This is a genomic window from Bifidobacterium catulorum (assembly GCF_003129925.1).
Lineage (GTDB): Bacteria > Actinomycetota > Actinomycetes > Actinomycetales > Bifidobacteriaceae > Galliscardovia > Galliscardovia catulorum.
In genome coordinates this window covers 144,633-154,060 of record NZ_QFFN01000003.1, presented here as the reverse complement: position 1 = coordinate 154,060, position 9,428 = coordinate 144,633, and the positions used below count along the sequence as shown (strand labels likewise).

Genomic DNA, 9,428 nt, shown 5'->3' with positions numbered 1-9,428 from the left:
AAGGACTAGGATTTCGCGCTCACCCCAAGTGAGGCACCACTCCGGATTACGCGCTCACTTTCAAATGAGGCACCTCGGACGACGAAAACGCCCCTCCCCCACGCCGCGAGGACGTGGAGAAGGGGCGGTGCCTGGTCAGGCGGCGTGCCGGGGTTCGTCGTCGGAATCGTCGATGTCGTCGGTGGTCTGTCCCTTGTACAGGTCGGGCAGACTAATGAGCGTGCTTTTCGGCACGGAGCCCATGCCGATGTTGACCAGCCACGCGTTGACGGCCGGAACGCTCATGATCCGCGACAGCACGCCGGCGACGGCGGTCGCGCCCGTGCCGATGGCCGCCAGCGTCACGCCGAGGTGGCTGGACGGGTCCGCGCCGACCGCGGCCGTGATCTGCACGACCGTCGGCGCGGCGACGATGAATCCGACCGAGGCCTGCGCGACGGTGCGGATCACACGCTTGCTCTTGTACCAGATGTCCTGCACCTGGCCGCCGTTGTCGCCGGCCATAGCCGTGAGGATGGCGAGCATCTCCTCCTCGGTCAATGGTTCGATGCCGGGGATGGGCGATTCGGTCACGGGATGGGAGGCCGTGGTCTCGGCCGTGGTGTTGGTGGTGTCCGTCATGGTGTTTGTCCTTTCTGGTTAGCGGAGGGCCTGCTGCAGGCGCGTGTACCAGGGTGCGGTCTTGCTGCCGAGTTTGAGGCTGGGCAGTCTTCGCCCGCAGGCCTTGGCGACCTGTTGGAGGGCCTTGACCTGGTCGGGGTGGGTCAGGTCGTGGCATTTCGTCCCGTCGAAGTAGACGAGCCGGTTTTCGCCGTTGGGTTGGATGATGCATTGCATGGTGTCGTCGTCTCCTGTCTGTGATGGTTTGCTGCTGTTGCAGGCGGGCGGACGGAAGTATCCCGCGAACCCGTCGTCGTCGTAGGGCGCGTGCACGCGGATCTCCTGCCCGGTCTGGTCGCCGTACGCGCCTCCCGACGCGCCGTTGAACTCGTTCATCCATGCCTCGACGCGGGCGTTCGAACCGATGTAGATGGCCGTATGCCCCGTCTTCCACAGGATGTCCCCGCGACGGATGCCGCCCATGCCCTGATGCCACGTGTATCCGAGCGCGGGCAGCGTCGCATGCATGTTGCCGGTCCACAGCCAGTCGGGCATGGGATAACCCGCCTGCCGGAACGCGGCCTGCACGAGGCTTGAGCAGTCGTAGTCGATGCCTCCCATCCTGTGCGGCTGGTCGTAGCCGTGGGCCGGATCGTTCGCGATGCGTATCGCCCATGTGACGGCCTTCTCAAGATTCGCCATCACCGTCCTCCTTTCCAGTGATCGATAATCATTGCTGATAGTTCCAGTCGCCGCCGGTCTCGCGGCGCACGTAGTCCTGTTTCAAGGCCTCGTAGCGTGCGCTTCCGTAGCCGTTGCCGCCGAGGTCCAGATACTCCTTGCCCGCTTCGAGCTGGCGTTCGTGCTGGGTCCGGTACCGGGTGTGGGCGAACAGTTCGAGCCGCAGCACGTCGAGCCGCAGGTCGCGCCGATCCCGTTCGCTCGCTTCGAGCCGTTCGAAGTCCCGGTCCAGTTTTGCCTGCAGGTCGCGTATCGTCGCGGAGGACGCGAGCGCGGCGTCGAGGTCCTCGCGTGTGATGGTCATGTCCCGCCGGTCGATGCGGCGCAGAATCCATGCGGCGAGCGTGCCTGTGGCGCCGGACCCGAGCACGAATCCGGCGAGCGTGACCCATACGGGCAGTGTCTCGGTCAACGGCGGACCTTCTTTCTGGGATAGTGGGAATCCCATACGCTTCCCCGGCCGGGCCGGCCGTATGGCGTGTGGGATTAAGGAAGACGAGGAAAGGACCTTCGATGACGTTGGATGATTTCTGGCCCCGCTGGTGGGCGTCATGCAAGATGCTGCGGGAGAGCACGCTGATCGGCTACGAAAGCGCCTACCGACTCCACCTGCGGGAGACGTTCGGCCATGTGCCGCTCGACGCCATCACCGTCGAACGTGTGGAATCCTGGGCGGCGGCCTATGCCGACCGGCCGGGCGCGTGCCGCAAGGCGTGGGCGGTGCTGCGCTCCATGCTCCGCAAGGCCGCGAAATGGGGCGTCATCGCCTACGATCCGTGCTCGGCCGGCGTCGGCCTGCCCAGTCCGAAACCATACGAGCCGAAGACCATCGGCATCCGAGATGTGAAAAGGATGCTCCGGCACTTCCACGGACACCGTATCGAGGCGTATGCGATCGTGTCCGCGGTGCTTGGCCTGCGGCGTGGCGAGGCGTGCGGCATCGAATGGGAGGACATCGACCTGCGCAAAGGACAGGTGCGGATCCGTAGAAGCGTCCAATACGTGCACGGCCGTACGATAACGGTGCAGCCGAAGACCCGGCTGTCGCACAGGACTCTTCCCCTGCCACGGTTCGTCGTGGAACGGCTCAGGCAGATACGCAGGACCGTCCACGGCAGGGGCCGGTTGACCGGCACGCTGACGCCGCTGCAGGTCGCGCGACGGTTCCGGAGCCATATGCGGCTTATCGGGCTCGGCCACATACCGCCGTCGAATCTGCGTCACTCGTGGGCCACCAACGCGCTGACGGCCGGCGTGGATCTGAAGGTCGTCTCCGCGATGCTGGGCCATTCGGACATCGGCACGACCGCGAAATACTATTTGAGGCCCACATGGGATGTGTACCGGCAGGCCATGAAGACCATAGGCGCGAGCATCCTGAACGCGTGACCGGCATTCCCTATCCCACGCGGATGATGCCACGTCGAAGCTGAGCACGCGGGTTTCCCAGCATGACCGTGATCTCGCCGCCATGCAGCGGCGTGTGGTTACGGGCATGACCGTCGTCACCCAGCCGACCGCCAAGGGGTATGCGCCCCTGTGGACGCTGGCCCAGTTCCGGGCGAAGTTCGGCGTCGACTGGCAGGACGGATGCACCGTCGTGGTCACGAACGGCCACTGGGAGGCCAACACCATCATCCCTATCGGGACCCGGTTCGTGAAGGACCCCGGCCGTATCGACGTGATGTTCAGCGCCAACAGTACGGCCCCTATCCGCATCAACTGGACGGTGCTGTTGCCCAACACATAGCATTCCCTATCCCAGACGCAAGGTGATCTGAACCAGACGCGTGCCGAGGTGGCGGCGTTGAAGACGAAGCCGACTCCCGTTTGGCAGTCCGACAGCATCGGCGTCACCCGGAACGGCATACCCGGCACCAGCGGCAAGACGTTCGCCGTGACATGGCCCAAGCCGTTCAAGGGCACGCCGGTCGTGGTCGTCAACCCCAAGGACTCATGGCTCATGGCAAGCGTCAGCGACGTGACCGCGACCGGATGCATCCTCTCCCTGCGCAACTATTCATCCTCGTCCAAACCCAGCGAGGAGATGCGGCAGGAGGTGTACGCATACGGGGAAATCGCCTAGAGCACGGTCCTGAACGCCACCCAGTTGATACGCACGGGCTGCACGCCGGCTATCCAGTCCTGGTTGACTTCGTTGCGCAGTCGGCAGCGGAACCGGCTCGCCGTGACGTCCCACGGCAGGGGCAGGCATCGTTTGCCCAACGCGTCGGTCATCTGGTTCGGCATCAACTGGTAGAACACGGCCACGGCCGTGCTGTTGAACGGGTTGGCGATCAGGCAGAATCCTTCCTTGTCGCATGAGCCGATGTACGTTCCCGTCTTCACGCGGCCCGTGAGCGCGGCCAGACTGCGGTCGTGCTCACCGATGCGTGTGTTCAGTTTGCTGGCGTAATCATCCGTGTGGGATAGGGAATCCCAGACGGCGGACATGGGTTGCATGAGGTTGAACAGGGGCACGGGCTTGCCGATGGTGATGCCGTCCAACGGGATCCGGTACAGGGGCATGTCGTAGGTGGTGCCGCCGTTCCACATGCTGGTCGTGTTGAGCGCGGGGTCGGCGGGGGTGCCGGTCGTCGCGGTGCCCTTGACCACGACGAGCCGGGCGGATTCCACGGAGTCGGAGCCCTTCTCGTAGCGGCATACGATGAGGTCGCGGCGTTTCATGCCCTGCGCGCCGTTCGTGATGATGAGGTCCACGCCCGCGTCGTTCGACGCATGGTAGCCCTGCATGACCAGTTCGCCCGACCCGATGGTGACCTTGTTGGCGGACACCACGGTGATGGCGAACCTGCTGCCGCGGTCGAGCACGTAGTCGTCGGGCCCGATGATGCCGGCCTGAAGGCCGGCTGCCTGCGCCGCGGTGACGTGCGGCGTGCCCGCGTGCCCGGTTGCCAGACTCATTGTCATGACCGTCCTCCGTCCATCCATGTCTTGAAGTCGGTGTCCGCGTTCTTGAGCCTGTCGACGTACTGCCCGTGGCAGTCGGCGCACAGCAGGTAGTCGTGCTGGGCGCCGTCCGAGTCGAAGCGGGCGATGCTCCACCATTCCTTGAAGCCTTCGTCGTCCTGTCTTTCGAAGTACTTCAGCGTCTGGCAGCGGTCGCATTGCATGATGGTGCAGTTGTCCTTGCGCGCCATGTCCCTCCTTCCTATGAGGCCTCGTAGTCGACGCTGAGCACGCCGCGCGAGGCCTTGACTATCTTCTTGGTCACGGTCGCGTTGACCGTGATGCCGGTGATGTTGTCGCGTGCGGTCGCGGTGTCGCCCACGTCGAGCATCGGCGATGTCTGGTCGCGGATCGTGACGGACACGTCGCCTTCGGATTGCAGCTCCTCCAGCTTCTCCCTGGTGTTCTTGGCGAGTTCGTCGGCCTCCGCGTTGCTGTAGTCGTAGGTCTGCGTGATCTCGTCGACGCCGGTGAGGGTCTGCCGCTGGCTGACCCTGCCCGACGCGTCGGCGTACCAGTGGGACACGACGCGGTCCTTGAGGTCGCCCTTGCCGAGCCCGATGAGATGGTTCACGGGCCTCCATGTGCGGGTCACGTCGAAGTCGAGCAGGTCGGAGTCGATGGCGTCGCCGTAGTGGCCGATGGGCTCGGCCCATGTCTCCACGTGCCCGGACCGGTAGGCGAGCCGTAGCTTCAGCCCCGATGCGGCGCACATCTTCCGCATTCCCGTGTACGCGTCCACATACCGGTCGAACTGGTAGGCGGCGATGGTGTGCGCCTCGCCGTCGGGCGCCGCCACGGCGGTGAACAGCGGGCCCAGCCCGATGCGGTCCATGAGCGACGAGATCACCGTGCGCGAGTCGCCGGACACCGTCAGATAGTCCTGTCCGACGTCCGGCTGGATGATCTTGCCGGCGAGGATGCCGTGCCATGTGCGTCCGGAATAGGTCAGGACGCTGCCGCCACGGTCGAGCTTGTCGCGCAATCCGTCGACGATGCCGCCGCATTCGGACCCGTCGAGGTAGACGTACGCGCCCGATGGTATGACGCGCCCGATGGTGAGTTCGAAGTCGTTCTCGTCCTCACCCCACGCGCAATCGAGCGTGTAGTCGTCCACGGCGGCATGGTCCACGTGGGCGGCGTCGGTGATGATGAGGTCTACGCCCATGGCGGTTCGCTCTCCTCCTCCCACACGGTCAGGTCGAAGCCGAAGCCCTTCCATTGGACCGTGTTGTCGCCGGGCGGGATCGGCTGGAAGATGTATTCGCCGCCGTCCAGCCCGCTGCCGCGCCGTCCTTTCGCGAACACGTCCGTCATGTCGCCGTTCTCGGCCGTCATGACGATGGTCCGGCGGCGTCCGACCGTGGTTATGGTCACGTACGCGCCCGAGGGGATGTCCATGTCCAGCCGGTACGTGTTGCCGCCGATGACGATCTGCGGATTGACGGCGGGGCCGAATATCGTCATCGTGAACGGCATGGGGGTGAGCATCGGGTTCGACGAGGCCGCATGCCTCGTGGTGGGCAGGTAGTCGTGCGGATAGTCGTGCGGATAATCGAGGTCGAGGCCGGGCTGCAGGTCGTCGCTCCAGAAATGCTGGACGGGCAGCGGCCGCCGCCACACGCCCTCGGCCAGCACGACGGTGAGCTTCTGGCGGATGATGGTCGGGCTGATGTCCTCCGCCTCGGCCTTGACCACGTAGGCCGTGGCCTGCCATCCGTCCGCGTCCAGTATGCCGGGCGTATGGTTCGCCACGTCCGCGTCGAACAGGCGGCGCGTCCAGTCGGCGAGGTCGGGACGCCGATGATAGGTGAGTTCCAGACTCACCTCGCGCGCGTCCCGCGTCACGCCCGACAGGTCGCGGTATCCGAGCGTGTACTCCCATGCGCGGCCCCGGATGCCCTCCGCCGTCTGGGCGTAGATGTCCGGGCCGCTCATGCCGATGGTCTCGCCGTTCGTGGCGCACACGTATTTAAGCGACTGCATGCCTGCGCACCATCCTTCCGAATTCACGACCGTCGACCTCAAGGCCCATGTCCGACAGGATCCGCGGCAGGTCGGCATGCAGGGAGACGAGCTCCTCCAGCAGCATGCGTTCCACGTCCGTGCCGGACTCCGCCTCCTGCCGTGCCGTCATGGGCACGACCATGGGTTGGACGCTGGCCTGAAGACGCGAGTTCATGCCGGCGAGCGCGTCGTCTACGATGTCGGTGCTGCGGGTGACGCCTTCGCCGATGCCGGCGCCGATCATGAGGCCGACCTGGTCGCGGAACACTCTTGAGGGCGAGTGGATGCCGAGCGCGTTCTTGGCGGCGTTGATGGCGCTGGAGGCGATGCTCTTGGCGGCTTCGACGACTTGGCCGACGGCGTTGCGGATGCCTCCGGCGAGGCCGGCGACGATGTTCGAGCCCGCGCTGGAGAGCCAGCCCGCGGCTCCGCTGAACGCGCCGGTGATCTTGCCTTTGATGCCGCGGACCGTGTTGACGACGGCGTTGATGCCGTTGCTGGCGGCCGAGCGCAACCCGTTCCAGATGCCGGTGAAGAACGATCTGATGCCGTTCCATGCGGACGTCCAGATGCCGCGGATGGCGTTCAGGCCGCTGCCTATGGCGGTTCTGATGCCGTTCCAGATCGCGGTGAACACGCCTTTGATGCCGTTCCATACGGCGGTCCAGATGGCTTTGATGACGTTGAGTCCTCCGCTGATGGCCGCTCTGATGGCGTTCCAGATGCCGGTGAATATGCTTCTGATGGCCTGCCATATGCCGGAGAATATCTGCTGGATGCCCGACCATGCCATCTGCCAGTTGCCGGTGAACACGCCGGTGAGGAACGTGATGACGCCCTGGAGGATGGTCACGACGCCTTGTATGGCGCCGATGATGGCGGTGATGACCGGGGTGGCCACGCTGATGATGGTCTGCACGACGGCGGTGATGACGGGGATGAGAGCGGTGATGACGTTGACGATCGCCGTTATCACGGGGATGAGCATGCCGACCAGTGTGGTGATGATGGTCGTGACGACGGGCAGGAGCGCGGCCATCGCGGTGGCGATGGTCTGGATGACCGGGGCCAGCAGGCCGATGAGCGTGGTCGCGAGCTGGATGATGACGGGCACGATCTGCATGACCACGCCCATGATGGCGGTGATGACGGGTACGAGCAGGCCGATGAGCGTGGTCGCTATCTGCGTGATGACGGGCACGAGCTGGCCGGCGAGCTGCATGACGACGGGCATGAGCTGGCCGATCGCCGTCGATATCTGCGCGAGCATGTCGGCGACCATGGGCGCGGTCTGCTCGAACGCTTGGGAGAGCGCGTTGCCGAGCTGGCCGAACGCGTCCATGAGGGCGGGCAGTTGGGCGATGATGGGCTGCATGGCCTGTGTGAACAGTCCGCCGAACTGCTGGAGCACGGGGGCGAGTGACGAGCCGATGTCGCCGAGCGTGGTGAACAGGTTCTCCACGAGGCTTTGCAGTACGGGCAGCACGGCCTGCCATGCGGCCTGCACCTGCTGCCAGAGCGGCTGGAGGAACTGCATGAGCGACTGCCATGCCTTCTTGCCGGTCTCGGTCTGGGTGAAGAACACGGCGAGCGCGGCCGCCACCGCGGCGACGGCTATGGCGACGATGCCCCAGACGCCGAGGGTGCCGGTCAGTGCCGCGCCCATGCCTGCGGCGGCTCCCCTGAGCGCGGTGAACATGGCCTTGCCGGAGGCGATGGCCTTCTGCGCGTTGGCGACGAGGGTGAGGTTTCGTGCGTAGGCTTTGAGCGCCGCCGTCGCGCCGCCGAGGTCCTGCATGAGCATGAGGGCGCGGCCGGCTCCCTGGGCTCCTCTGGTGACGGCGTCCATGGTGCCGGTGAGGGCCTTCAGCCCGTTGCCGACGGCGCTTATGCCGGCGGATGCGCCCTTGAACATGAGCAGGGCGGTGACGGCGGGGACGACGACGGGGGCGATGGCCTCGGCTCCGTGGGCGATGAGGTCCAGCGTGGTGGCGATGGCCTTGATGCCTGTGGCGATGGTGTCGGGCGGGATCATGCCCGACCAGTCGATAAGGGTGTTCTGGATGGATGAGACGAGGGTCCTCACGGTGCCGACGGCCGCGTTCCATGCGCTTTGGAATGCGGCGATGGCTCCGTTGTCCTCAAGCCTCGCATACATGTCCATGGCGGCGGTCTTCAACCGGTCGAACAGGGAGACGGCCGCGGGGATGGCCCCCGACAGGCCCTGTTCGAGGGCCGCGCCGACCTTCTGCATGGCGGGTTTGGCGGCGGCGGTGAACCCGTCGATGAGGGGGATGGCCTGATTGAACAGTTCGCGCAGGCCGTTGAGCACGGGCGCGGCGATGGTCTCGCCGGTTCGCGACAACGCGGCCTTGACGTTGGCCAATGCGCCGGTGAACGTGGTGCCGGCCGCCTGCGCGGCTCCGCCCAGCCCCTGCTGCATGGCGTCGGCGAACGTCTGGAAATCGATCTTGCCGGCGGAGACCATGTCGCTCACCTCGGCACTGGTTTTGCCGAGGTGCTTGGCGAGCAGTTGGAGGACGGGCACGCCGGATTCCATGAGCTGGAGCATGTCGTCGCCCTGGAGCTTGCCTCGTGCGGCGACGGATCCGAAGATGGTGCCCACGTCGGTGAGGCTGCGGCCGGAGATCTGGGCGGTGTCGGCGACGGTCTTGAGCACGTTGGTCATCTGCGTGCCGCTTTTGACGCCGGACGCGCTCAGGGACGCGGCGACGGTCGCGGCGTCGCCGAGGCCGAAGGCGGTGCCCTTGACGGACTGCAGGGCGCTGTCCATGATGCCGCTGATGCTTTTGGAGTCGTGGCCGAGGCCCTTCAACTTGGCCTGCGCGTTCTCGATGTTCAGGGCGCGGTCGAAACCGCCCTTTGCGGCGAGGCCGACGAGGCCTCCCGCGACGGTGGCGACGGCTCCGAGACCGAGTTTGCCGACGCCCTTGAACGCGGTGCCGAGACGGCCGAGCAGGCTGGTGCCGCCTGATTTGGCGGCGGTGTCGATGCTGCCGGTCAGATCGCCTTCGAGCTTCCTGCCGAAGCCCTTGCCCGAGGGGGCGACCTCGATGTATACGGTGCCGATGTCCTGTGCCATCGGGTCG

General features: G+C 65.7%; 11 protein-coding genes. 3 read left to right on the top strand and 8 right to left on the bottom strand.

What is annotated here, in order from left to right; translation table 11 throughout:
- Nucleotides 1–135 precede the first annotated feature (135 nt).
- From DF200_RS02665 to DF200_RS02655, 3 genes are read right to left on the bottom strand one after another with little or no spacing between them, the layout of a single operon-like run.
- Nucleotides 136–621, bottom strand: a complete 486-nt coding sequence (locus DF200_RS02665) for a hypothetical protein (protein ID WP_109136741.1) — start codon at nt 619–621, stop codon at nt 136–138.
- Nucleotides 622–639: 18 nt separating this feature from the next.
- Entirely contained in the window at nt 640–1,302 is a 663-nt protein-coding gene (locus DF200_RS02660; RefSeq protein WP_109136740.1) for an NlpC/P60 family protein, read from the bottom strand.
- 28 nt (nt 1,303–1,330) lie between these two features.
- Nucleotides 1,331–1,753: a hypothetical protein gene (locus tag DF200_RS02655; protein ID WP_109136739.1), complete on the bottom strand. Its 423-nt coding sequence runs from the start codon at nt 1,751–1,753 to the stop codon at nt 1,331–1,333.
- 101 nt (nt 1,754–1,854) lie between these two features.
- On the opposite strand from DF200_RS02655, the gene DF200_RS02650 reads away from it, so the two are divergent.
- The 3 genes from DF200_RS02650 to DF200_RS02640 all read left to right on the top strand — a co-directional run bounded on the left by DF200_RS02650 (nt 1,855) and on the right by DF200_RS02640 (nt 3,427).
- A complete protein-coding gene (locus DF200_RS02650; protein WP_109136738.1) occupies nt 1,855–2,730 on the top strand; it encodes a tyrosine-type recombinase/integrase in 876 nt (291 codons plus the stop codon).
- Nucleotides 2,731–2,836: 106 nt separating this feature from the next.
- On the top strand, nt 2,837–3,091 hold the full coding sequence (locus tag DF200_RS02645) for a hypothetical protein (RefSeq protein ID WP_109136737.1): 255 nt from the start codon (nt 2,837–2,839) through the stop codon (nt 3,089–3,091).
- A 57-nt stretch (nt 3,092–3,148) separates the two neighbouring features.
- Entirely contained in the window at nt 3,149–3,427 is a 279-nt protein-coding gene (locus DF200_RS02640) for an H-type lectin domain-containing protein (RefSeq protein WP_146191991.1), read from the top strand.
- On the opposite strand, the gene DF200_RS02635 is transcribed toward DF200_RS02640, so the two are convergent.
- Genes DF200_RS02635 through DF200_RS02615 form a run of 5 tightly spaced genes read right to left on the bottom strand, consistent with a single transcriptional unit; the run spans nt 3,424 to nt 9,421 of the window.
- Nucleotides 3,424–4,266, bottom strand: a complete 843-nt coding sequence (locus DF200_RS02635) for a hypothetical protein (protein ID WP_109136735.1) — start codon at nt 4,264–4,266, stop codon at nt 3,424–3,426. The genes DF200_RS02640 and DF200_RS02635 overlap by 4 nt on opposite strands.
- Before the next feature lie 2 nt (nt 4,267–4,268).
- On the bottom strand, nt 4,269–4,502 hold the full coding sequence (locus DF200_RS02630; RefSeq protein WP_109136734.1) for a hypothetical protein: 234 nt from the start codon (nt 4,500–4,502) through the stop codon (nt 4,269–4,271).
- 11 nt (nt 4,503–4,513) lie between these two features.
- The gene (locus DF200_RS02625) at nt 4,514–5,479 is read right to left on the bottom strand and encodes a hypothetical protein (protein ID WP_109136733.1); all 966 of its coding nucleotides are present in this window, start codon (nt 5,477–5,479) and stop codon (nt 4,514–4,516) included.
- The gene (locus DF200_RS02620) at nt 5,470–6,297 is read right to left on the bottom strand and encodes a hypothetical protein (protein ID WP_109136732.1); all 828 of its coding nucleotides are present in this window, start codon (nt 6,295–6,297) and stop codon (nt 5,470–5,472) included. The genes DF200_RS02625 and DF200_RS02620 overlap by 10 nt, the downstream gene beginning before the upstream one ends.
- Entirely contained in the window at nt 6,284–9,421 is a 3,138-nt protein-coding gene (locus DF200_RS02615; protein WP_109136731.1) for a tape measure protein, read from the bottom strand. The genes DF200_RS02620 and DF200_RS02615 overlap by 14 nt, the downstream gene beginning before the upstream one ends.
- Nucleotides 9,422–9,428 lie beyond the last annotated feature (7 nt).